The sequence below is a fragment of the Rhodococcus cerastii genome, from assembly GCF_033042195.1.
GTDB lineage: Bacteria > Actinomycetota > Actinomycetes > Mycobacteriales > Mycobacteriaceae > Rhodococcoides.
Window position 1 is genome coordinate 74,900 of the sequence record NZ_JAWLKF010000014.1, and the last position, 20,908, is coordinate 95,807.

Annotated in this window: 23 protein-coding genes; 16 read left to right on the plus strand and 7 right to left on the minus strand. The window is 64.2% G+C overall.

The annotated features are described in order from the left end of the window. Positions 1-25 precede the first annotated feature (25 nt). From R3P93_RS20475 to R3P93_RS20510, 8 genes are all read left to right on the plus strand, one after another. The gene (locus tag R3P93_RS20475) at positions 26-1,315 is read left to right on the plus strand and encodes an adenylosuccinate synthase (RefSeq protein WP_317533924.1); all 1,290 of its coding nucleotides are present in this window, start codon (positions 26-28) and stop codon (positions 1,313-1,315) included. Between the two features lie 426 nt (positions 1,316-1,741). After that, positions 1,742-2,290 carry an alternate-type signal peptide domain-containing protein gene (locus R3P93_RS20480; RefSeq protein ID WP_094640960.1) on the plus strand — a complete coding sequence of 183 codons (549 nt, stop codon included), beginning with the start codon at positions 1,742-1,744 and terminating at the stop codon, positions 2,288-2,290. Positions 2,291-2,299: 9 nt separating this feature from the next. Next, positions 2,300-2,860 carry a hypothetical protein gene (locus R3P93_RS20485; RefSeq protein ID WP_317533925.1) on the plus strand — a complete coding sequence of 187 codons (561 nt, stop codon included), beginning with the start codon at positions 2,300-2,302 and terminating at the stop codon, positions 2,858-2,860. Then, positions 2,857-3,456, plus strand: coding sequence for a signal peptidase I (locus tag R3P93_RS20490; protein ID WP_317533926.1), 600 nt, complete (start codon positions 2,857-2,859; stop codon positions 3,454-3,456). Before R3P93_RS20485 ends, R3P93_RS20490 begins: the two co-directional genes overlap by 4 nt. After that, positions 3,453-3,962 (plus strand): hypothetical protein, encoded by a 510-nt coding sequence (locus R3P93_RS20495; protein ID WP_317533927.1) that lies wholly within the window; start codon positions 3,453-3,455, stop codon positions 3,960-3,962. The genes R3P93_RS20490 and R3P93_RS20495 overlap by 4 nt, the downstream gene beginning before the upstream one ends. Next, positions 3,962-4,594: a SipW-dependent-type signal peptide-containing protein gene (locus R3P93_RS20500; protein ID WP_094687843.1), complete on the plus strand. Its 633-nt coding sequence runs from the start codon at positions 3,962-3,964 to the stop codon at positions 4,592-4,594. Before R3P93_RS20495 ends, R3P93_RS20500 begins: the two co-directional genes overlap by 1 nt. A gap of 3 nt (positions 4,595-4,597) precedes the next feature. After that, positions 4,598-6,283: a signal peptidase I gene (locus tag R3P93_RS20505; protein ID WP_317533928.1), complete on the plus strand. Its 1,686-nt coding sequence runs from the start codon at positions 4,598-4,600 to the stop codon at positions 6,281-6,283. Between the two features lie 89 nt (positions 6,284-6,372). Then, positions 6,373-6,813, plus strand: coding sequence for an LGFP repeat-containing protein (locus tag R3P93_RS20510; protein ID WP_068053963.1), 441 nt, complete (start codon positions 6,373-6,375; stop codon positions 6,811-6,813). 68 nt (positions 6,814-6,881) lie between these two features. On the opposite strand, the gene R3P93_RS20515 is transcribed toward R3P93_RS20510, so the two are convergent. Further along, a complete protein-coding gene (locus R3P93_RS20515; RefSeq protein ID WP_317533929.1) occupies positions 6,882-7,406 on the minus strand; it encodes a methylated-DNA--[protein]-cysteine S-methyltransferase in 525 nt (174 codons plus the stop codon). 91 nt (positions 7,407-7,497) lie between these two features. Here R3P93_RS20515 and yczR point away from each other — a divergent pair, with 91 nt between their 5' ends. After that, positions 7,498-8,979: a MocR-like transcription factor YczR gene (gene yczR / locus R3P93_RS20520; RefSeq protein WP_068053970.1), complete on the plus strand. Its 1,482-nt coding sequence runs from the start codon at positions 7,498-7,500 to the stop codon at positions 8,977-8,979. A gap of 67 nt (positions 8,980-9,046) precedes the next feature. On the opposite strand, the gene R3P93_RS20525 is transcribed toward yczR, so the two are convergent. Continuing rightward, on the minus strand, positions 9,047-10,123 hold the full coding sequence (locus tag R3P93_RS20525) for a CaiB/BaiF CoA transferase family protein (RefSeq protein WP_317533930.1): 1,077 nt from the start codon (positions 10,121-10,123) through the stop codon (positions 9,047-9,049). A gap of 94 nt (positions 10,124-10,217) precedes the next feature. Between R3P93_RS20525 and purT the strand changes: the two genes are divergently transcribed. Then, positions 10,218-11,414: a formate-dependent phosphoribosylglycinamide formyltransferase gene (gene purT, locus R3P93_RS20530; protein WP_094687847.1), complete on the plus strand. Its 1,197-nt coding sequence runs from the start codon at positions 10,218-10,220 to the stop codon at positions 11,412-11,414. Positions 11,415-11,438: 24 nt separating this feature from the next. Beyond that, positions 11,439-11,921: a DUF456 domain-containing protein gene (locus tag R3P93_RS20535; protein ID WP_068053977.1), complete on the plus strand. Its 483-nt coding sequence runs from the start codon at positions 11,439-11,441 to the stop codon at positions 11,919-11,921. Between the two features lies 1 nt (position 11,922). Here R3P93_RS20535 and R3P93_RS20540 read toward each other — a convergent pair whose 3' ends face one another. Then, a complete protein-coding gene (locus R3P93_RS20540; protein ID WP_068053980.1) occupies positions 11,923-12,669 on the minus strand; it encodes an amidohydrolase family protein in 747 nt (248 codons plus the stop codon). 55 nt (positions 12,670-12,724) lie between these two features. Here R3P93_RS20540 and R3P93_RS20545 point away from each other — a divergent pair, with 55 nt between their 5' ends. Continuing rightward, positions 12,725-13,594 (plus strand): SMP-30/gluconolactonase/LRE family protein, encoded by an 870-nt coding sequence (locus R3P93_RS20545; RefSeq protein ID WP_317533931.1) that lies wholly within the window; start codon positions 12,725-12,727, stop codon positions 13,592-13,594. 70 nt (positions 13,595-13,664) lie between these two features. On the opposite strand, the gene R3P93_RS20550 is transcribed toward R3P93_RS20545, so the two are convergent. After that, positions 13,665-15,050, minus strand: a complete 1,386-nt coding sequence (locus R3P93_RS20550) for an FAD-dependent oxidoreductase (RefSeq protein ID WP_317533932.1) — start codon at positions 15,048-15,050, stop codon at positions 13,665-13,667. A 295-nt stretch (positions 15,051-15,345) separates the two neighbouring features. Between R3P93_RS20550 and R3P93_RS20555 the strand changes: the two genes are divergently transcribed. From R3P93_RS20555 to R3P93_RS20570, 4 genes are read left to right on the plus strand one after another with little or no spacing between them, the layout of a single operon-like run. Continuing rightward, positions 15,346-16,209: a TauD/TfdA dioxygenase family protein gene (locus tag R3P93_RS20555; RefSeq protein WP_317533933.1), complete on the plus strand. Its 864-nt coding sequence runs from the start codon at positions 15,346-15,348 to the stop codon at positions 16,207-16,209. Positions 16,210-16,257: 48 nt separating this feature from the next. Beyond that, a complete protein-coding gene (locus R3P93_RS20560; protein ID WP_317533934.1) occupies positions 16,258-16,785 on the plus strand; it encodes an Rv0361 family membrane protein in 528 nt (175 codons plus the stop codon). Positions 16,786-16,833: 48 nt separating this feature from the next. Beyond that, positions 16,834-17,247 carry a rhodanese-like domain-containing protein gene (locus tag R3P93_RS20565; RefSeq protein ID WP_068053994.1) on the plus strand — a complete coding sequence of 138 codons (414 nt, stop codon included), beginning with the start codon at positions 16,834-16,836 and terminating at the stop codon, positions 17,245-17,247. Beyond that, positions 17,244-18,467, plus strand: coding sequence for an O-succinylhomoserine sulfhydrylase (locus R3P93_RS20570; RefSeq protein WP_317533935.1), 1,224 nt, complete (start codon positions 17,244-17,246; stop codon positions 18,465-18,467). The genes R3P93_RS20565 and R3P93_RS20570 overlap by 4 nt, the downstream gene beginning before the upstream one ends. 102 nt (positions 18,468-18,569) lie before the next feature. Here the strand turns inward: R3P93_RS20570 and R3P93_RS20575 are convergent, their stop codons facing one another. The 3 genes from R3P93_RS20575 to R3P93_RS20585 all read right to left on the minus strand — a co-directional run bounded on the left by R3P93_RS20575 (position 18,570) and on the right by R3P93_RS20585 (position 20,842). Continuing rightward, positions 18,570-19,643: an isochorismate synthase gene (locus R3P93_RS20575; protein WP_317533936.1), complete on the minus strand. Its 1,074-nt coding sequence runs from the start codon at positions 19,641-19,643 to the stop codon at positions 18,570-18,572. Then, positions 19,643-20,401, minus strand: a complete 759-nt coding sequence (locus R3P93_RS20580; RefSeq protein ID WP_068053998.1) for an HAD-IIA family hydrolase — start codon at positions 20,399-20,401, stop codon at positions 19,643-19,645. The genes R3P93_RS20575 and R3P93_RS20580 overlap by 1 nt, the downstream gene beginning before the upstream one ends. Before the next feature lie 120 nt (positions 20,402-20,521). Further along, complete coding sequence (locus R3P93_RS20585; RefSeq protein WP_317533937.1) at positions 20,522-20,842, minus strand: WhiB family transcriptional regulator; 321 nt, start codon at positions 20,840-20,842, stop codon at positions 20,522-20,524. Positions 20,843-20,908: the final 66 nt, after the last annotated feature.

Sequence of the window (20,908 nt, forward strand, 5' to 3'; positions counted from 1 at the left end):
GCACGAAAGCAACGTAGGAGAGCACATGCCGGCGATAGTCCTGATCGGCGCCCAGTGGGGCGACGAGGGCAAAGGCAAAGCCACCGACCTGTTCGGCGAACGCCTTCAGTGGGTCGTTCGCTACCAGGGCGGCAACAACGCCGGTCACACCGTCGTCCTTCCGAACGGCGACAAGTTCGCGTTGCACCTGATCCCGTCGGGAATTCTCACGCCCGGCGTGAAGAACGTCATCGGCAACGGCGTCGTCGTGGACCCGGGTGTGCTGCTCACCGAGCTCGAAGGCCTCGAGAAGCGTGACGTCGATACCACGAACCTGCTGCTCAGTGCCGATGCGCACCTGATCATGCCGTACCACGTCGCCATCGACAAGGTGACCGAACGCTTCCTCGGTGCCAAGAAGATCGGGACCACCGGCCGCGGTATCGGGCCCTGCTATCAGGACAAGATCGCTCGCGTCGGCGTCCGCGCAGCCGATGTGCTCGACGAGAAGATCCTGACCCAAAAGGTCGAGGCCGCACTGGAATTCAAGAACCAGGTGCTCTCGAAGATCTACAACCGGCGGGCGCTGGACTCACAGCAGGTGGTCGACGAGGTGCTCGAGCAGGCCGAGGGCTTCAAGCACCGCATCACCGACACCAGGTTGCAGCTGAACCTCGCACTCGAGCGCGGCGAGACCATCTTGCTCGAGGGGTCGCAGGGCACCCTGCTCGACGTCGACCACGGCACCTATCCTTACGTCACGTCCTCGAACCCGACTGCGGGCGGCGCATCGGTCGGTTCCGGCATCGGCCCCAACAAGATCGGGACCGTCCTCGGCATCCTGAAGGCGTACACGACGCGTGTCGGCTCGGGACCGTTCCCGACGGAGTTGTTCGACAATTACGGTGAGTACTTGGCCAAGCAGGGCGGCGAGGTGGGCGTCACCACCGGGCGTGCTCGACGTACCGGCTGGTTCGACGCCGTCATCGCGCGATACGCCACCCGCGTCAACGGCATCACCGATTACTTCCTGACCAAGCTCGACGTGCTTTCCAGTCTGGACACGGTGCCGATCTGTGTCGCGTACGACGTCGACGGCGTCCGGCACGACGAGATGCCGATGACGCAGACCGGTTTCCATCACGCCAAGCCGATCTACGAAGAGATGCCCGGTTGGTGGGAAGACATCTCCGGTGCCCGCACGTTCGACGAACTGCCGATCAACGCGCAGAACTACGTGCTGCGTCTCGAAGAGCTCTCGGGTGCGTACATGTCGTGCATCGGAGTCGGACCGGGCCGCGACGAAACCATCGTTCGCCGCGACATTCTGCGGTAGGGAACCACTGCGAAATTCAAGCCCCGAGGCGTAATGCCTCGGGGCTTTTTCGTGCCCGGATGCGCCGTCGATTGTCGACTCCGCACATCGGGCAGAAACAGCGGAGCGGGTAGCAAAAATGAGGACGAAATCGTTTCGTCCGCTGTAATCGGACGCGCGACCTGGGGTGATCCGCCGCAAGGTGGCAGTTTTCGTAATTCGAGTAGCTTTACATGGCGAGATCATGTGTAAACCAAAAGTATGAAAAATGCGGCCGAACATTCCCTCGGACTTTTACCTTCACTTGGGTAACGGCCTAGGAGGTCGTTCCGAAACAATGGGCATCGCACCAGTTGCGGAGGCCTCTTCGGATGGCCGACCGACCCACATCCGGGTCACCTCCCCCTCCGGCCTCACGAACAGGGCCACCGAAGAAAGCGACAACGAATGAACAAGGCAACCAAAGGCGCCATAGCCGCGGGGGCGGCAGCTGTACTGCTGCTCGGCGGTTTGGGCTCCTATGCGCTGTGGCAGGACACCGAAACGGTGACCGGAGGCGAGATCAACTCCGGCGAACTCTATTTCGATCCGGTCGCAAATACTGCGAACTGGACAGAGACGACGTCCGGGACGGTAATCGGAACCGACCCCTCTGGCTTCCTCATCGTGCCGGGCGACGTGCTCGAATACACGACCGACTACAACGTCACCTGGGCTGGAAACAATCTTCTTGCAAGCATCACCGCCGACTTCGCCGACGTTACGGGTGATGCCGAGCTTGAAGCGGCTTTGGCCGGTGCAACGGTGTCAGTCAACGGTGGCCCGAACGTGCCGAACGGCGATCCGGTGAGCCTGCCGCTCGGGGCTACATCGCCAACTCTCATCACTGTCGCTGTCACGATCCCGTTCGATATCGATACCGGCGGACTCATCGCGCAAGATGAGAGCGTCAGCCTCGCTGACATCACCCTCACGCTCGACCAGGTTCGTCCCTGACCGGTAGCAGTGACGAACAAGCACGGTCGTTATTGGGCGCTCGCAGCCGCGTCCGTCGCGGTGGTGGTCTTCGGATCAGCACAGTCGACGGGCGCGCTGTGGCGTGACGAGCAGATCGTTGCAGGCGGGACCATCAACTCCGGCACCTTGGACATCAAGGTCGGCCCGAACGGAGCAGAAGTGAACGATTACGTTCTCACTGCACTCGGCGCGGCAGACCTCGGACCGAACGGTTTCTCGCAGGCACCGCTGTCGATTCGGAACTCCGGCAACGTACCGTTCAACTTTCGGCTGCAGGGAACGACCGCGACGGGAACGGTCCCCCTTGTCTTGACTGCGACAACTGTTGCGGCCGAGGAGAATTGCCCGGCCGCAGGTACGCCGACGGGTCCGACGACGCAGTTGTACACCGGAAATGCCAGTGGTGCGCAAGCTCCGGTGCCACCGGCAGCAAGACTGTTGGCCGCAGGCGCCCGCGAAGTGTGGTGCTTTCGGCTCGCCGTCGGTGCCGATCCGCCGCAAAGCGCGTCGTCGACGGTGACGTTCTCGTTCAGGGCGGACCAGACGTGAATGCCGACGACGACACGGACGTGATCGAAACCGTCACGGACGTATCCGAGGAGAACCGGACCGGTGTCTGGTGGTGGGCGAGCCGGATCGCGTCGTACACGCTTCTGGCGGCGATGTTGTTCGTCCTCGGGGTGACCGTCGTCATTCCGAAAGTCACCGGTTCGACGCCGTACACGATTCTCACCAGCTCGATGAAGCCGACGTACCCACCTGGAAGCCTGGTGGTGGTCAAGCCCGCCGACGCAGCCGAACTCGAGGTAGGCACGCCGATCACCTACCAAATCCGTTCGGGCGAGCCCGAAGTGGTGACTCACCGCATCGTGGCGACCCGGCAGAGCGGACGAGGTATCACCACCTATGTCACTCGCGGGGACAACAACGGATCCGACGACGAGAACCCGGTGCAGATCGGGCAAATTCGCGGAAAAGTCTGGTACTCGGTGCCGTACATGGGCTACGTCAACAATTGGCTCAACGGTGAACAGCGAAAGATCACAGTCATCGTCATCGTCATCGGCTTGGCCGGGTATGCACTGTTCATGTTCGTCGGGGCAGGTGTCGATCGCTACCGCAGCCGAAAGGAGGAGTCGCCGTGAGGCACAGTACTTTTGTCGCCTGCACGGCCGTCTTCGCCGGCGTCGCAGTCGTGTTGTTCCTCGGTGCCGGATCCACCCGAGCGCAAACGATCAAGTACAGCGACGACGGGAGGGAGTGGGCACCGACCCTTCGAAGTGCATTCTTCGACAACGATATTCGGTGGGTTCCCGGCGACTCGCGTGAATCGCAGTTCCACGTGTTCAACGACACCGACCGGGACGGACGTCTCTGGCTGACCTTCGACAGCGAGAACCCGGCGTTCCTTCGAGCCCTGAGCGTCTCCATCGGCGGCGGCGAGTTGGCCGAATCGTGCGCGTGGATCGACCTCGAGGCCGGAGAGAAGAAGCGCATCGACGCGGAGGTCTCGATGGCCGATTCAGCCGGAAACGACACTCGAACCTCCATCGCACGAATCGATCTGATCGTGCAATGGGACAACAGCAACAACGCCGAGTGCCCGGAAGTCTCGGGCGCGCGGACGGATACGGAAGGGGCGCAGCCCTGATGTCGCGTCACAGTGGCACCGCCGGTGCAAGGTCGGTTCTCCGCCGAATAGGCTCTGCGCTCATCAGCGCGCGCGCCCGAGCCATCATGTCGATCGGTATTGTCCTAGGCCTCGGTGCCGTGGGAACCCTTGCCGCATGGTCGGATACGGCGACCGCGACGTCGGGTGTGTTCACAACGGGTCGGCTCGACATCAAGGTGGGTGACCCCGCTGTGGACAACAATCCGCCGGCGTTCACCACGACGCTGGCCAATCCTGCGATCTGGCCGGGAGATACCGTCGCGGCCGGGCTTCTGGTGACCAACGACGTCGGTTCGGTCGCCAATTCCTACACCATTTCTGTTCTGGCCAGCAATGCCACTCTCGGGAATCTTCTCAACTCTTCGGTGCACTCCGGCCCGCCTGTGTCCGGCGTGTGTACTGGAAGCCCGATCAGCACGGTGACGGGACTCGGAACATCGAAGGTCTTCCCAGGTCTCAATCGGTCACTGATTGCGCGGCCGACAGAGGCCGTCATCGCTGGGCAGACCGACCAACTGTGCATCAGCGTGACCATGCCGGCCGGGACAGCTCAGCCCAATCCCGTTGCCACCGGTACCATCACGTACACCATCACCGCGACTTCGACGTAGATCATGTCCGCTACCCACGCCGCCTCCGCTGACCGCACCCGATCTCGCCCACGCCTGTTTCGCGAAATTGTTCTGACCGTCGGCGCTGTCGCCGGACTCGTCTGTGTGCTTTTTGCGCTCGCGGCCGTGTTCTTCGGTATCACCCCCTTGGTCTTCCGCTCGGGGTCCATGGCCCCCGCCATCGACACCGGCGCTCTGGCGCTGAGCAAGACGACTCCGGTCGCGGACATCGAGGTCGGCGACATCGTCAAGGTCACCAACTCGTCGGGAGCAGGAATCACCCACCGCGTGGTCGAGATCGGGGCCGTCGGAACCGATAGCGCGCAGCTGTTCCTTCAGGGTGACGCGAACGCTGAGCCCGATGCCGAGAGTTACGTGGTGTCAGAGGCCGATCGCGTGTTCTTCAGCGTCGGGAAACTCGGTTACGCGGTCAGCTGGCTCAGCGGCCCGGTCGCAGTGTTCATCGGTGGCATCGCCGTCGGCGCACTTCTCATGACTGCGTTCGGTTTTCGTAGGCCCAGCGTGGAGTCCGATGCAGAGTCCACTGCGAAGCCCGACGACGATCGACTGCAGGAATCGCGCAGTGGGCGGCACAGTGCCCACGGACGTGGGCCGTCGACCCTCGGGGTGGTGCTCACGTTGGCGACCATCTCGGCCGTGGGTATCGGTGCCTCGAACACTCCGACAACCCTTGCTGCGGGACAAGATACGGCGACGGCCCTCAGCGGCACCATCACCACGGCGTTGCCTCTTCCCGCACCGCTGTCTCTGACTTGTACCAATGACGAGCGGGGGCTTATCGGTACGATTCGCTTTGTGAATCTCACCTTCCCGTCTCGGGGGGCGCAGTACACCTACCAGCTGACATTGAAGAAGGCCGGCGAAAACGACCGCGAGTTCGCGGTAGCCGGGACCGCTGCTACCGGAGTGGTCATCACTCAAGCAGTGGAAAACGGAGCACTCCTGGAATTGCTGCCGCTACCCCTGGCTCCGGTGCTCGACGGTGTCTACACCGCATCGATCCGGACCAAATCGGGCACCAGGTTTTCACTGCCGAGTCCCACCGTGAACATAACCATGAACAACGGTCTGCTCCTCGGCCTGGCTGCCAGTGCTCGTTGCGGAGGCACCGCTGCTGCCGCCCGCAGCGCCCCCCAGGCCCTTGTTCCCGAGACCACCACACCCGCGCCGACGGTGACGTCGCCTCTCGTTCCGGAGTCGACACTCGCACCGGCCCCGACCACGACAACGACAACGACCGTTCCTCCAACGACCACGACGACGACCGTTCCGCCGACGACAACGACGACTATTCCTCCAGCTACGACAACAACGACTGTCCCATCGCCGACCACCACGATTACCACAACCACTCCGCCTGCTCCCGCGGTTCTGTCGGCCCCGGTGACCTCGCCGTCGGGTGCGTCGACTGCCCAGGTCGTCGACATCGACGGCGTTCCGACGTTGCAGATCGTCGACGCCATCGGAGCAGTCCAGTACAGCGCTCCCGCCACGTCCAGTGAGGCATACGGCTATGGCGTGAACTGGTCGGCGGGAGACCAGCTGTGGCTGCTCGGTCCCGATCAGTTGGTTCGTCTCGACAGCAGCGGCGGTTCGTGGTCTCGAACGGTGATAGATCCGACGGCGACGGATCTCGTTCCGGCCGATATTCTCGAGCTCCTGAACTAGCCCATTTCACATATATGTCTTATTCGTCAGGCGCCGCCGCTGTTCGACGTGGATAATTGTCGCCAGGTCGGGCGACGAAAGGTCGAGTAATGACTGAAAATTACAATGGGTTGGAAGTTTTCAGCTACCAATTCGATCGCTTCGCATACGAACATCCTTGGATCGGCGCTCAGGCCGGTGAATTCATGCTCGGCCCCGAGGGTGGGGGAATGCTCGAATTCACCCATGCGACCGTGTTCGCTCTCCCCGAAGGTGGCGCGCACGAAGTGCACGGCCCGATCCTCGACTGGTATCTCGGCCACGGGGGACCCTATGGCGCACTTGGCTATCCGATCAGCAACGAGCGTCCGACGCCTACCGGATCCGGTCGCTACAACTTGTTTCAGCGCGGAGCTATCGGGTGGTTGCCGGATGTAGGTGCATTCACCATCGGCGGTCGGAGCGAGGAATCCGATGTCAGTCCGGGACCGGAAGCCGTGTTGGTGTCCGCGGTCGATGAACCTATCCCGGCACTCGGCATTTCTGCCTGAAACCCGTTCTTGCTCCCTGTTTCGGGCGATTTATTCGGCCGAGTAGTTTCATCTGGTCCGGCAGCAATTCAGAACAATCTCGGCTCGTCGAATCCCGGTACGCCCTCGATGCCGAGTATCTTTTGTTTGGTATTCGTACCACCCGGTGCCGAAAAGCCGCCGACTTCCGTACCGGCACCGAGCACTCGATGGCACGGGACGATGATCGGTACAGGGTTGCGTCCCAGTGCACCGCCTACGGCCTGCGCTGCGCCGGGGTGGCCGAGACGGCGGGCAATGTCGCCGTATGTGAGTGTCGCGCCCCGGGGAATCCCACTGCATACGGTGTACACCGCGGCGTCGAACTCGGAGACGTCCAGCACCAGCGGAATCGGGCTCATGTCGACAGTACGTCCATCGAGCAGGGCGACAATTCGCTCGATCGCGTCGGCCGCGAGGGCGTCGACCGGTCGTTCGACTGCACCGAAGCCGGCGAGGTAGTCCGTCATCGCCTCGTCCGATGGTTCGGGCAGGGCGACCGCGACCACGCCGTCATCGGTCCACGTGATGCCGCAACGGCCGATGGCGGTGTCGAACATCGTGCTACTCGGCATCGGTTCAGTATCCACCTGACCTCGGTCGGCAGTCCAGTGAAAAGTGCAATGGACTTGAAAGTTGAAGACCAGTGGGCGAATACTGGTGAGCATGGCTTCGAGAGTCCTCAATGCAGCGTCACTGGCCCGTGATCTCGGCAGCTGGCGCGGCGACGCGTCCTCGGACGGATCCGGCAGGCGCAAGGCGTCGCGTCCGACGTATCGGGCGTTGGCCGACGGCGTTCGACTTCTCATTCACGACGGTCGCATTCCGCTCGGTGTCGGTCTGCCCAGTGAGCGTGATCTGTCGGCGGCTCTCGATCTCAGTCGTACCACCATCACGTCCTCGTATTCGGTCCTGCGCGACGAGGGCTATCTGATCAGCAGGCAGGGATCGCGCAGTACCGTCGCCCTGCCCGCAGCGCCCACCCCCAATGGACTATTGATTCAGTCGACGACACCGTCGGGTCCGGTGGTGGACATGTCCCACGCGGCGATGGCAGCGGCGGACGGCACCATGACCGCGGCGTACGAGTCTGCGCTACAGGCACTTCCGACGTATCTGCCGACGCACGGCATGGAACCCATCGGTCTGGCGGTGCTGCGGGAGGCCATCGCGCAACGCTTCGTCGAGCGTGGCCTGCCGACGACGGCCGATCAGATCATGGTGACTTCCGGTGCGCAGCAGGCAGTCCGGCTGTTGCTGGGCACGTTGACCTCGCCCGGTGATCGAGTGCTGATCGACCATCCGACCTATCCCAACGCGCTCGAAGCCATCAGGCGAGTCGGTGCCCGTCCCGTGCCGGTGCCGGTGCGTCCGGCCGACGGCGACTGGGATCTCGACGGGATCCGCAGTGCCGCAAGGCAAACCGCTGCCAAGGTCGCATATCTGATACCGGACTTCCACAACCCCACCGGGCAGGTGCTGGGTGCCGAGGGCCGAGCGGAGCTCGCCCGCATCACCCGTGACACGCGCATGACGCTCATCGTCGACGAGACCATGGTCGACCTGTGGCTCGACGCCCCACCACCCCCACCGGTCGCGTCGTTCGGGCGGGTCTCGGGGTCCGATATCGTCACGATCGGGTCGGCATCCAAGTCGTTCTGGGGTGGCCTGCGCATCGGATGGATCAGGGCGCATCCGTCGCTCGTCTCGCAGCTGGCGGGCTCGCGGGCAGCACACGACCTCGGCACGTCGATCATGGATCAGTTGGCGTCCTCGTTCCTGCTGCAGGACGCGGAACCGGCGCTCGAGCTCCGTCGATCTCAGCTGCGTGAGCGTCGAGACGTACTCGAAGATGCTCTGGCCGAACATCTTCCGGATTGGCGTTACCGACGCTCCGAGGGTGGCATGTCGCTGTGGTTGCAGTTACCCGCACCGGTGTCGAGTGCACTCGCTGCCACCGCTCCCGCCTTCGGCGCAGTGCTGGCCGCAGGACCGAGGTTCGGCGTCGAGGGTGCCTTCGAGCGCTACCTCAGGCTGCCGTACACCCGTGAGCCGCAAGAGCTTCGGGCCGCGGTGATGGCGACGGCGGCGGCGTATCGAGCCCTGGCCCCGAGCGCCGAATCGGAACAACCGGCGCTGGTCTTCTGACCGCGAACTCGAAGTTAAGGACGGAAATCAGCCGAAATCCGTCCACAACTTCGAGTTCGACGCACAATCAGCTCCAGACCGAGCCAATGTCGGTTGCTGTGGAGGGCGGTGGCGTCGGGACTCCGTTTTCGGTGCGGGAGAACCGCGGTGCCGGACGGTGCTGGGTGACGCCGCCGACGTCGATGAGCGAGTCGCGATCCTTCATGTGCGGGTGGTTCGGTGCCTCGGCGAAGGTGAGGACAGGTGACACGCAGGCGTCGGTGCCGTCGAAGATCGCGGCCCACTCGTCGCGGGGCTTGGACAGGAACGTCTCGGTGAACTTCTCGCGCAGCTCGGGCCAGCGAGATTTGTCCATCTGCGGCGGCAGGTCCGCATCGGCGAGGCCCAATCCGGTGAGCAACTGAGCGTAGAACTGTGGCTCGAGCGAGCCGACTGCCATGTACTGGCCGTCGGAGGTCTCGTAGGTGTCGTAGAACGGCGCGCCGGTGTCGAGCAGGTTGGTGCCACGGTCGTCGCTCCAGGCTCCGACGCCACGCCACGACCAGATCATGTGCGAGAGTGCGGCGGTGCCGTCGACCATCGCTGCGTCGACCACCTGGCCCTGCCCGGAGCTCTGGCGCTCGTAGAGCGCCGCCATGATGCCGAAGACGAGGAACATGGAGCCGCCGCCGAAGTCGCCGACCATGTTCAGTGGCGGCACGGGCCGCTCGCCCTCGCGGCCGATCGCGTTGAGCACACCGGTGACGGAGATGTAGTTGATGTCGTGGCCGGCGGTCTGCGACCAGGGGCCTTCCTGACCCCAGCCGGTCATCCGGCCGTAGACCAGACGCGGGTTGCGGGCCAGGGCGTCGTCGGGTCCGAGGCCGAGGCGTTCGGTGACGCCGGGGCGGAACCCTTCGATCAGCACGTCGGCGCGCTCGATCAGGCCGAGGACCTTCTCGATGTCGGCGGGATCCTTGAGGTTCGCCTCGACGATGGTGCGGCTGCGTAGCTGATGGTCGTGCGGGGACACCTGGCCAGCGCGTTGGACTCGTACGACGTCTGCGCCGAGGTCGGCCAGCAGCAGTGCGGCGTGCGGGCCGGGCCCGATGCCCGCGAGTTCGACGACGCGGAGCCCTGTCAGCGGTCCACCAGTGTTCGACACGTTGTTGCCTCGTTCCGACTCGTCAGCTGCGAATGTGAATGGAGACTAACTTGTACTAGGTCGTCCAACTGATCGGGGTGTGGATAATAGGGCTGTGACTGCCCCAGATCCCGTCCGCATCGGTACTCCGCTCACTCCCGGGGCCACCCGGGTGATGTTGCTCGGCTCGGGTGAGCTGGGCAAAGAGGTGATCATCGCGTTCCAGCGCCTCGGCGTCGAGGTGATTGCCGTCGATCGCTACGACAACGCCCCCGGTCACCAGGTGGCCCATCACGCGTTCACGATCGACATGAGCAACCCCGAAGAGCTACTGGCGCTGATCGATTCGCAGCAGCCGGACTTCGTGGTGCCGGAGATCGAGGCCATCGCCACCGATGCCCTGGCCGAGGTGGAAGCGCGGGGCAGGACGGTCGTGATCCCGACGGCTCGCGCGACTCAGCTGACCATGAACCGTGAGGGCATCAGACGTCTCGCGGCCGAGGAGCTCGGGCTGCCGACGTCCCCCTATGCGTTCGCCGATTCACTGGAAGACGTGCGAGAAGCGCTGTCCACCATCGGCTTTCCTGCAGTCATCAAGCCCGTCATGTCGTCGTCGGGCAAGGGTCAGTCCGTCGTTCGCAGCGAGGCCGATGTCGAGGCGGCGTGGGAGTACGCGCTGAAGGGCGGCCGCGTCGACCTCGGTCGTGTCATCGTCGAGGGATTCGTCGATTTCGACTACGAGATAACGCTTCTCACCGTCCGAGCAGCGAACGGAACCTCGTTCTGCGAGCCGATCGGGCACCTGCAGGAATCCGGCGACTACATCGAATCCTGGCAACCCCAGCCGATGTCCGACGCGGCCCTGGCCGGTGCGCGCGATGTTGCCGAGCGGATCACGACGGCCCTGGGTGGGCGCGGGTTGTTCGGCGTCGAACTGTTCGTGCAGGGCGACAACGTGTATTTCTCCGAGGTCAGTCCGCGGCCACACGATACGGGCCTGGTAACGCTGCGGACGCAACGGTTCTCGGAGTTCGAGCTGCATGCCCGGGCAGTTCTGGGTCTGCCGATCGACACGACGCTGCTCTCGCCCGGTGCGTCTGCGGTCATCTACGGCGGCGTCGATGCGGAGGGCATTCACTTCGACGGCGTCGCCGACGCGTTGGCGGTTCCCGAGACCGATCTTCGTCTGTTCGGCAAGCCGACGAGCTTCGTCCGGCGTCGGATGGGAGTGGCGGTGTCGACGGCGTCGGATATCGACACCGCACGGAGCCGGGCACGCGAGGCAGCGGGCAAGGTTCGTCCCGTCGTCTGACCGGACACAGGGCACACTGAGCTCATGAGCGCGCTCGGAGAAGTCCTAGTCGGCCTGGTGATTCTGGTCGGCCTCGTCGGTATCGTCGTCCCGATTCTGCCGGGCACCATCCTGATCTTCGGGGCCGTCGCAGTGTGGGCGTGGGTCACCGGCGGAGCCGCAGCGTGGACGGTCTTCGCGATCGCGACGGTGCTGCTGGTGATCAGCGGCGTCGTGAAATACACCTGGCCCGGGCGGCGCATGCGGGAGGCGGGTGTGCCGACGCGATCGCTGATGATCGGCGGACTGCTCGGCATCGTCGGATTCTTCGTCATCCCCGTCCTCGGCCTGTTCGTCGGCTTCATCGCCGGCGTCTACGTGGCGGAAGTGCCGAGACACCGAAACCATTCCGAGGCATGGAGATCCACCGTGCACGCCACCAAGGCCGCTGGTCTGTCCATTCTGGTGGAACTGTTCGGTGCCCTGCTCGCCTCGGCGGTGTGGCTCGGCGGCGCGGTGTTCGTCTAGGTCAAGGGACCCGATACCAGGCCCGGGCGTTGCCGTCGAGCACCGCCGGGAGATCGCCGCCGACGGCGTGAGAAATGATGTCGATGTCGTTCGCCGAGAACGGGCGTGGGGCGCGGGTGCCCGGTAGATCGGTGCCGAACATCAACGCCGCGGGATTGACCCGGTGAATCTGCTGCAGGGTGTCGGCGATATCGAGATCGACCCGGCCGAATCCCGTTGCCTTGACGCGTACTCCGCGGTCGACGAGATCGAGCAGGTACGGCAGACCCTGTGTCGAGAGTCCCAAGTGATCGATGCTCACCGCCGGCAGTTTCGCGAGGACGGGTTCGAGCGAGAGCAGCAGGGACGCATCGACGTACAGCTCGGCGTGCCACCCCACCAGATCGTGGACACGACGCGCCTGAACGGTGAGCATCTGCAGATCCGTCTCGCCGCGTTTGAGATTGAACCGCATTCCCCGCACGCCCGCGTCGTTCAGTGCGACGATGTCCTCGTCGGAACATTCCGGATCGATCTGAGTGACGCCGACCCAGCCGCGTCCCAGAGTCTCCAACGCAGCGAGCAGAAAACTTTGATCGGTGCCCTGGAACGACCCCGTGACCACTGCGCCGCCGGTGATACCGAGCCCGTCGACGTCGTACAGGTAGTTCGAGACGGTGTACGGATCGGGCAGGAAACCGTGGTTCTCGATGAGCGGAAACTTCGGGTCGATGATGTGTAGGTGGGCGTCGAACACGGCCCCCAGCATGCCAGCTCACCCATTCGGCGTCGCGGCCACCGTTCGCGGTGTTTGAATTCGAAACATGAAACCGGAGACCACTGTCGTTCTCGACGGATACACCTATTTCGAATGTCCACGCTGGCACGAGGGGAGGATCTGGGTATCGGACTTCTACTCCCATCGCGTCGTGTCCGCCCTCGAGGACGGCTCCGACGTACGAGTCGAAGCCGAAGTACCCAATCAGCCGTCGGGCCTGGGATGGTTGCCCGACGGGCGGCTGCTGATCGTGTCGATGCGCGACTACAAGCTGCTACTGCGTGAGCACGACGGCTCGCTGACCGTGCACGCCGATCTGTCGACGTACGTGAAGGCGAATCTCAACGACATGCTCGTCGACGCGCAGGGCCGCGCGTACATCGGTAACTTCGGGTTCGATCTGATGAACTTCGCGCCCGTGGAGACGGCCGATCTGATTCGCGTCGATCAGGACGGTTCCGCGCACGTGGTGGCGTCGGATCTGTACTTCCCCAACGGGATGGCCTTTACGGCGTCGGGCGAACTGCTCGTCGACGAGACGGTCGGCAACCGAGTCAGTGCCTTCGACATCGCCGAGGACGGGTCGCTGGGGGAGCGGCGCGACTGGGCGAAATTCGGTGAGTTGCCGTCGTCGACGGACATGGCCACGGCCATGAGCGAGGTGAAGGTGGCGGCCGACGGTTGCTGCATCGACACCGACGGCACGATGTGGATCGCCGACGCGCTGGGGCAGCGAGTGCTGCACGTAGCACCGGGCGGGGAGATTCTTCAGCAGCTCGATTTCGATCTCGGGGTCTTCGCCTGCGGACTCGGCGGATCCGACGGTCGCACGCTGTTCGTCTGCGCTGCACCGGACTTCAACGAGCATCAGCGCAAGATCGAGACCGAGGGAAAGCTGCTGGCAGTGCGGGTATAGAGCGCTCCGCGCATGTGAACGGAACTTCGACTCCTGCTACGAAGTTCCATTCACATGCGGCGCAGCCGCTCTAGGCCTTGTCGGGCTCGGATGCCTTCAGCATGTCCTCGCGTTCGACGACTTTGACGCGTTCGCGGCCTTCGGGTTCGCCGAGTGAGCGTTCGTGGGCGTCGAGGCGGTACCAGCCGTCCCAGGTGGTGAAGGGGACCTGCTTGTTTTCGAGGAACGAGGTGACGGCGTCGAGATCGGGCTCGGCCGCACCGGCGAAGGTCGGCGCGTCTTCGAGCAGGTTGGCGACGGTTTCGTTGGCGTCGCCTTTGGTGTGGCCGATGAGGCCGACGGGTCCGCGTTTGATCCAGCCGGTGACGTAGGTGGCGGGGACGGGTGTGGTGGACGAGGGGGATTCGACGACGCGTCCGGCTTCGTTGGGGATGGTGCCTGCTTGCTCGTCGAAGGGGAGTTGGCTGATGTTCTGGCTGAGGTAGCCGACGGCGCGGTAGACGGCTTGGACGTCCCAGTCGTTGTATTTGCCGGTGCCCGTGACGTTGCCGGTGCCGTCGAGTTCGGTGCGTTCGGTGCGGAGGCCGACGACCTTGCCGTTGTCTCCGAGGACTTCGTGGGGGGATTCGAAGAAGTGCAGGAACAGTTTGTGTGGGCGTTTGCCGACGTCGCGGATGGCCCAGTCCTGCAGGGTGTTGGCGACCATGTCGATTTGCTTGGAGCTGCGGCGGGCTTGTTCGGAGCCTTCGTCGTAGTCGATGTCCTCGGGGGCGACGATGACCTCGATGTTGGGGGAGTGGTCGAGTTCGCGGAGTTCGAGTGGGGTGAACTTGGCCTGTGCCGGTCCGCGGCGTCCGAAGACGTGTACTTCGATGGCCTTGTTGGCTTTGAGGCCTTCGTAGACGTTGGCGGGGATTTCGGTGGGGAGCAGTTCGTCGCCGGTTTTGGCGAGGACGCGTGCGACGTCGAGGGCGACGTTGCCGACGCCGAGGACGGCGACTTTCTCGGCGTCGAGGGGCCAGGTGCGCGGGACGTCGGGGTGGCCGTCGTACCAGGAGACGAAGTCGGCGGCGCCGTAGCTGCCGTCGAGGTCGATGCCGGGGATGTTGAGTGCGCGGTCGGCGTTGGCTCCGGTGGAGAAGATGACGGCGTCGTAGAAGCGGCGCAGGTCGTCGAGGGTGATGTCGGTGCCGTAGTCGATGTTGCCGAGCAGGCGGACCTGGGGCTTGTCGAGCACCTTGTGCAGGGCGGTGATGATGCCCTTGATGCGTGGGTGGTCGGGGGCCACGCCGTAGCGGATGAGCCCGAACGGCGCGGGCATGCGCTCGAAGAGGTCGATGCTGACGCCCGGTCCGCTGACATTGTGGTCGGACTTCATGAGCGCGTCGGCGGCGTAGATGCCTGCCGGTCCGGCACCGACGATGGCGACGCGGAGTGGACGAGTCTGATCAGTCATGTGCAGCGAGCTACCTTCTTCGAGGGAAGTGCGGACACCCCAGCATAAATTAAGGACAACCTGAGCTGGGGCAGTGGGCAACTTGCCGGATTTCCCGGTTTCCGGTAGGAATTGCTCTGTGGAGACGACATACCTGGTCCGGCGGTTCACCGTCGACTTCTGTCGTACCTGCACCAACATGTGTTGTCGGTGACAAGACCCGACGCCCTTCCCCTCCTCCAGCAGGACGGGACCCCTCTCTCGACGGCAGCGTTGCCGAAGATCAGCGCCCGGCCGTGCACAGATTCGAGGACACATGACCACTCTGGAACAGACCTCAACGCTCACTGTCGACAAGCTCGGCCCGTCGTTCGGTGCCGAGGTCATCGGCCTCGATGTCGCCGCGGCGTCCGATGCGCAGATTCACGCCGTGCGCCGAGCCCTCGTCGAGCACAAGGTTCTGGTGCTGCGCGGGCAAACGCTCGACGACGCTGCACACGTCGAATTCGGTCGCAGGCTCGGCGACCTGACGGCAGGCCACCCGGTGCACGACAGCGGCCACGTCGCCCCCGAGGTCTACGCGCTCGACAGTCAGGACAACGGATTCGCCGACGTCTGGCACACCGACGTCACGTTCATGGAACGTCCGCCGATGGGTTCGATCCTGCGGCCCGTCGTCCTGCCACCTCATGGCGGCGACACCAACTGGGCCGACAGCCAGCTCGCCTACGAATCGCTGTCCGCACCCGTGCGTCGAATGATCGACGGGCTCACGGCAATTCACGACGGCAACCGTGAATTCGGCTACTACCTCGCGCAGAAGCGCGGCGGAAAAGGCAACGTGTGGGACGGCAAGGAAGTCACCGCGCTGGTCCCCGTCGAACATCCCGTCGTGCGGGTCCATCCGGAAACCGGCCGCAAGGGGTTGTTCGTCAATCCGGGTTTCACCTCCCACATCGTGGGTGTGTCGGAGGCCGAGAGTCGCGGGATCCTGGATCTGCTCTACGCGCACCTGACCAAACCCGAGCACATCGTGCGGCACCGCTGGCGGCTGGGCGACCTGGTGCTGTGGGACAACCGCAGCACCTCGCACTACGCCAACCGCGACTACGGCACCGAGCACCGCAAGATGCACCGCATCACGTTGCGTGGAGACATCCCCGTCGGCCCCTCTCACTGAGAGGCCCCAGCTGAACGCGGACCCGTCGGATCGAGGAAGATTGGCTTCATGGCGTCGTGGAGTGAACGTAGGCAGCAGTGGGTCGACAGTCGTGAGGAAGCGCGCAACAACGCATCCGAGGCGGCTGCCGAGTCCGGTGAGCAGCGTCCGCCCAACGCGTGGCCGTTCTTCATCGCTGTGGGCATCGTCGTCGTCTTGCTCGGCGGCATCTTCGCGGCCTCGAAGTTCGCTCCCGCGGAGGACAACGTGACGCAGGCCCAGTTGCTCACCGACAGCCTCGACGGGTTCCTCGAAGCGCAGAACACCGGTAACGCGGACCTGCTGCGTCAGAACACCTGCTTCGATCAGGTCGAGCGCCTGATTCCGGGTGACGACGCGCAGTACCGAACCGATCGGGCAGGCGAGGTCGAGCGCAACGGCGAGACGTCCATCGACGGCGTGCCGACCGAGTACCAGGTCAACGGCGACCGCGGAATGGTCACGGTCCCGCTGAAGGAAGAGAAATCCGGAGTGCAGACCGACAACGTGTGGAATTTCGTCCGTGTGGACGACAAGTGGCTGGTGTGCAATGTCTGACCGGTACGTGTGTGATGTCGAAACAGCGAGTGACGGAAGGCTGATCAAGTGACCTACGCAGGTGACATAACCCCGGAAGCTGCCTGGGAGTTGTTGCAGAGCAACCCCGAAGCAGTGCTCGTGGATGTTCGGACGCGCGCCGAGTGGCAGTACGTCGGTGTCCCGGACACCTCCGGCATCGACCGCCCGACGCACCTGATCGAGTGGGTCAGCTTTCCCGACGGTGCCCGCAATGCCAACTTCGTCGACGACCTGAAAGCCGCAGGCGTGGACGGCGATCGGCCGGTGGTGTTCCTGTGCCGCTCCGGTCAGCGATCCATCGGTGCCGCCGAAGCCGCGACCGCTGCGGGAATCGGCCCGTCCTACAACGTGCTCGACGGTTTCGAAGGTGCCACCGACGCCGACGGCCACCGCGGAGCCACGGGGTGGCGTGCGGTCGGGTTGCCCTGGAGGCAGTCGTGACGAACATTCCCAAAGGCGGGGGTTTCGACAAGCCGTTACCCGAGGGTGTGGGTCTGGGAACGCTCGGCGTTCGCGGCGGTCTGATGCGATCGGGCTTCGACGAGAATGCCGAAGCTCTCTATCTCTCTTCGGGTTTCGTGTACGAGAGTGCCGGAGCCGCCGAGCAGGCGTTCACCGGAGACATCGATCATTTCGTGTACTCGCGCTACGGCAACCCGACGGTCAAGATGTTCGAGGAGCGACTGCGCCTGATCGAGGGTGCCGAGGCGTGCTTCGGTACTTCGAGTGGAATGTCGGCGGTGTTCACCGCGCTGGGTGCGCTGTTGAAGGCCGGTGACCGATTGGTTGCTGCGCGTAGCCTTTTCGGCTCGTGCTTCGTGGTCTGCAACGAAATCCTGCCGCGCTGGGGCGTCGAGACCGTCTTCGTCGACGGCGAGGACCTCGAGCAGTGGGAGCAGGCCCTGTCGGTGCCGACGACGGCGGTGTTCTTCGAGACTCCGTCCAACCCGATGCAGTCGTTGGTCGATGTTCGACGCGTCTCCGAGATGGCTCATGCGGCCGGTGCAACTGTGGTGCTGGACAACGTGTTCGCGACGCCGCTGTTGCAGCGCAGCCTCGAACTCGGTGCCGACGTGGTGGTGTACTCCGGTACCAAGCACATCGACGGTCAGGGGCGGGTGCTGGGCGGTGCGATCCTCGGATCGAAGGAGTACATCGACGGTCCGGTGCAGACCCTGATGCGGCACACCGGTCCGGCGCTGAGCCCGTTCAACGCGTGGACGCTGCTCAAGGGACTCGAGACGATGCCGGTGCGAGTGCGACATTCGGTGAACTCCGCGCTGCAGATCGCCGAGTTCCTCGAAGCTCACCCTGCGGTGCGTTGGGTGAAATATCCTTTCCTGCAGTCACATCCGCAGTACGAGCTGGCGAAGTCGCAGATGTCGGGCGGCGGCACCGTCGTCACGTTCGAGCTCGATGCTCCCGAGGGCGAGGCCAAGAAGCGTGCCTTCGAGGTGCTCGACGCGTTGCGCATCGTGGACATCTCGAACAACCTGGGTGACTCGAAGTCGCTGATCACCCACCCGGCGACCACCACGCATCGCGCGATGGGTCCGGAAGGTCGTGCGGCAGTGGGCATCACCGACGGCGTCGTGCGCATTTCCATCGGCCTCGAGGATACCGAGGATCTGATCGGAGATCTGGACCAGGCGCTGAAGTAACTGGTTCAGCGGACGAATCCACGCCCCGCGTGGAGATCCACACCCCGTTCGGCGGGCGTGGATTTCTGCGCGGGGCGTAGATGTTGTGCGGCCCGGATCGAATCAGCGGTCGAAGACGCTGAGCACGGTTCTGAATTTCGCTGTGGTTTCGTCGAGTTCGGCGTCGGGATCCGAATCCGCGACGATGCCCCCGCCGGCGGTAGCCGTTCCGGTCAGGCCGTCGGCCGAAAGTTCGACGCAGCGAATGGTGACCATCCACTCGCCGTCACCGCTGCCATCGGTCCATCCGACGGCCCCGGCGTAGAAGCCGCGGGACCCCTCGACGCTGTCGATGGTGTCCATCGCCGCAGCTCGGGGCACACCGGCGACGGCGGCGGTGGGGTGCAGCGCAAGCGCCAGGTCGAGTGCCGAGGTCGCGGGATCGGCCAGCGTCCCGACGATGGGCGTCGACAGGTGCCACAGCTGCGGAGTGCTGCTGAGCTGCGGCGACTCGGGCACCTCGAGCGTCTCGCAGAACGGCGTCAACGCAGCCCTGATCTCGTCGACGACGAAGCGATGTTCGGCCTGATCCTTCGCACTCGCCGCCAACGCCGCGGAGATGCGCGCTTCCTCGTCGGGGTCGGTCGAACGCGCAGCCGTTCCCGCGAACGGATGGCAGCTGACGATGTTGCCGCGCTTGCGAACCAACAGTTCCGGACTCGAACCGACGATGTGTCGACCGGCAGGCGCGGCGGGGGACAGGTCGGCCAGAAAACCGTTGCCCATCGGATCGCGGGAGACCAGCGCGCTCAACACCGAGACAGGGTTGATCGGCGACTCCGCTGACACCTCGATGGCCCGCGCCAGCACGATCTTCTCGGCCACACCGGCTTTCAATTGCTCGACGACATCCCGGACTCGCTGCACGTGAACGCTCGGATCGGGAATCTGCCGCGCAACGGTCACGGTCGGCAATGGCGGGAGAGCATCGACCGTCGCCCACGGCCCGTCGAGGCGGTAGAACTCCTCCGGCTCGATCAGCGCGGTGGCGTCGGACATGTCGAAAGGGATTGCGCCGACGACGTTTCGGCCGTCTCGCACCGCGGCCACCGCGTCGGCGATATCGGGAAAAGCGTGCCGGACACCCCGCCCGACAACGTGGTGATCCTGCCGGGAGAGTACGAATTCGAGTGTCATCAGAACGGGTTCTGCGTGCGGCCCACCAGGTCTGCGACGGAATCGAGGACTTTGGTCGGGCGGTACGGATACTGCTCCACGGACTGGACCGTCGAGATGCCGGTGAGAACCAGGATGGTCTGCAGCCCGGCTTCGAGACCGGAGAGCACATCGGTGTCCATCCGGTCGCCGATCATCAGCGTGTTCTCGGAATGGCCACCGATCGCACGCAGCGCCGAACGCATCATCAACGCGTTGGGCTTGCCCACGTAGTACGGCTCCTTACCGGTGGCCTTGGTGATCAGCGCGGCAACCGAACCGGTCGCAGGCAGCGAGCCCTCACGGGACGGTCCGGTGGCGTCGGGGTTGGTGGCGATGAAGCGCGAACCCTTCTCGACGAGGCGGATGGCGGTGGTGATGGCCTCGAACGAGTAGGTCCGAGTCTCGCCGAGCACCACATAGTCGGGGCTCGAATCGGTGAGGGTGTAGCCGATGTCGTGCAGGGCCGTCGTCAGACCCGACTCGCCGACGACGTAGGCGCTGCCGCCGGGTCGCTGATTGCCGAGGAACGTCGCGGTCGCGAGAGCGGAGGTCCAGATCGACTTCTCCGGAATGTCCAGACCGGTGAATGCGAGACGTGCGCGCAGGTCACGAGGGGTACGAATCGAATTGTTCGTCAACACGATGAACGGAATCTCGTTGGCCTGCAACTCGGCGAGGAACGTGTCGGCACCGGGAATCAGATGATCCTCGTGAACCAGAACGCCGTCCATGTCCATCAGATACGTCCACTGCTGAGGCTTCTCGGTTTCGCTCACCCTTCCATTGTGAACTATCGGGTCGCTCCGCCGGCTTCACTCCTGGACTATCGGGTCGCTCCGCCGGCTTCACTCCTGCTACTAACTCGCCCGCAGTTCTTCGGCACGTCGGGAGTTGGCTCGGTGCTGTTGTCGCTCGCGGGCCGTGGTGCCACCCCAGACGCCGAAGGGTTCGTTGGCGGCCAGTGCGAATCGCCGGCATGCCTCGATGACCCCGCAGCCCGCGCATACTTGCTTCGCACGATCCTCCCGTGCGCGGCGTGCGGAACGCCCTTCGCCGGACGGGGAGAAGAAGATCTCCGAGTCCTGTCCGCGGCACAGTGCATCGACCTGCCAGTCCCAGGATTCGACGGCAGGGGAGATTCCGCGCTCGATCATGGCAATCGTGCTGTTCCTCGACATCGTCCGATCGTCACCGGATTCCCGAGTGCGCACAACGCTTCGAATCAGCGTGATTCGAGGACGGAT

Coding starts and splice junctions, on each gene's coding strand:
- R3P93_RS20510 (WP_068053963.1), top strand. CDS start 6,373: ATGACTGAAAATTACAATGGGTTGGAAGTTTTCAGCTACCAATTCGAT.
- R3P93_RS20560 (WP_317533934.1), top strand. CDS start 16,258: ATGGCGTCGTGGAGTGAACGTAGGCAGCAGTGGGTCGACAGTCGTGAG.
- R3P93_RS20580 (WP_068053998.1), bottom strand. CDS start 20,401: ATGGACATGGACGGCGTTCTGGTTCACGAGGATCATCTGATTCCCGGT.
- R3P93_RS20480 (WP_094640960.1), top strand. CDS start 1,742: ATGAACAAGGCAACCAAAGGCGCCATAGCCGCGGGGGCGGCAGCTGTA.
- R3P93_RS20515 (WP_317533929.1), bottom strand. CDS start 7,406: ATGCCGAGTAGCACGATGTTCGACACCGCCATCGGCCGTTGCGGCATC.
- R3P93_RS20550 (WP_317533932.1), bottom strand. CDS start 15,050: ATGACTGATCAGACTCGTCCACTCCGCGTCGCCATCGTCGGTGCCGGA.
- R3P93_RS20545 (WP_317533931.1), top strand. CDS start 12,725: ATGAAACCGGAGACCACTGTCGTTCTCGACGGATACACCTATTTCGAA.
- R3P93_RS20575 (WP_317533936.1), bottom strand. CDS start 19,643: ATGACACTCGAATTCGTACTCTCCCGGCAGGATCACCACGTTGTCGGG.
- R3P93_RS20555 (WP_317533933.1), top strand. CDS start 15,346: ATGACCACTCTGGAACAGACCTCAACGCTCACTGTCGACAAGCTCGGC.
- yczR (WP_068053970.1), top strand. CDS start 7,498: ATGGCTTCGAGAGTCCTCAATGCAGCGTCACTGGCCCGTGATCTCGGC.
- R3P93_RS20585 (WP_317533937.1), bottom strand. CDS start 20,842: ATGTCGAGGAACAGCACGATTGCCATGATCGAGCGCGGAATCTCCCCT.
- R3P93_RS20540 (WP_068053980.1), bottom strand. CDS start 12,669: ATGCTGGGGGCCGTGTTCGACGCCCACCTACACATCATCGACCCGAAG.
- R3P93_RS20475 (WP_317533924.1), top strand. CDS start 26: ATGCCGGCGATAGTCCTGATCGGCGCCCAGTGGGGCGACGAGGGCAAA.
- R3P93_RS20535 (WP_068053977.1), top strand. CDS start 11,439: ATGAGCGCGCTCGGAGAAGTCCTAGTCGGCCTGGTGATTCTGGTCGGC.
- R3P93_RS20505 (WP_317533928.1), top strand. CDS start 4,598: ATGTCCGCTACCCACGCCGCCTCCGCTGACCGCACCCGATCTCGCCCA.
- R3P93_RS20500 (WP_094687843.1), top strand. CDS start 3,962: ATGTCGCGTCACAGTGGCACCGCCGGTGCAAGGTCGGTTCTCCGCCGA.